This is a genomic window from Halobacillus sp. BBL2006, assembly GCF_000786645.1.
In the GTDB taxonomy this organism is placed as follows: Bacteria; Bacillota; Bacilli; order Bacillales; family Halobacillaceae; genus Halobacillus.
This window is the reverse complement of record NZ_JRNX01000963.1, coordinates 1-983: the sequence shown is the minus strand read 5'-3', so window position 1 is coordinate 983 and position 983 is coordinate 1. Positions and strand designations below refer to the sequence as shown.

Annotated in this window: 1 protein-coding gene and 1 pseudogene; both read right to left on the bottom strand. The window is 40.5% G+C overall.

What is annotated here, in order from left to right:
- Positions 1-624: HTH domain-containing protein (locus tag LD39_RS21425; protein WP_035553872.1), on the bottom strand; the 624-nt coding region annotated here is incomplete at its 3' end.
- A gap of 95 nt (positions 625-719) precedes the next feature.
- Positions 720-983 (bottom strand): annotated as a pseudogene (locus tag LD39_RS21420) (PTS mannitol transporter subunit IICB); the annotation flags it as partial.

Genomic DNA, 983 nt, shown 5'->3' with positions numbered 1-983 from the left:
TAAAGTAATTTTTTCTTTATTCACGAGCCCCAGCAAATGATCAGAGACAGAATCCAACATCGGGGAATCCGATTGGATATTGTCACGAAGCAATTGTAAAAAGTCATGTTCATCCATATGCTGCATGATAATATACCGGATCGCTTCTCTAATATTTGCTTCTTCCCCTTGAACCTCTACTCCATATCCCCGTTTTCGAATCAAATGAAGTTGAAATTCTCCAAGTACTTCTTCAATTTTGTCGAGATCATGACTAATCGTAGCGACCGTCACTCCCAACTCATGAGCAAACGTCAGTAATTTTACAGGTTCTTTCGCCTCTAGCAGGCGGGAAAGGATTAAAACCTGTCGCTCTTCTGGTGTATAATCCAATGACTCTTGTTCGAAAATGGACTGTTTCAGTTCTTCTTGATCTTCTACCTTACCAAGAATAGCGAGTCCGCTTCCGGCTTTCTTCTGAAGGGTTAAGTCATGAACCCTCAATATTTTTTCGATCCCTTTCAGGTCACGGTGAACCGTCCGTGAGCTGACATCCAGGATTTCCGCCACCTGTTTGACAGGAAGATCGTGACGAGCTTCCAGCAGCAATTGGATAACTTTCCGTTCACGAGCTGATATATACATGTTGCTCCCTCCCTTCTATACAGATATTTTCATAATGAGCTAAGGTCAATATGATAACCAGAAAAGAGTCTAATCAGACTCTTTTCTGAAGGAATTTAATCGTTTTTCAGCTCTTCTACAAGTTCATCATATTTTGGACTGTTTAAGAAGTTATCCACGGAAACATGATGAGCATTTGGAGCTTTTTGTTTCGCACGTTCCGTTAAGTCTTTATGCGTAATGACGACATCAACATCCTGAGGCAAGTCGTTAATTGCCATATTCGTTACATTTATATCGATGTCTGCTTTTTTGAATTTATTTTTCAATAAGGATGCTCCCATGGCACTTGAGCCCATTCCAGCATCACAAGCAAATAT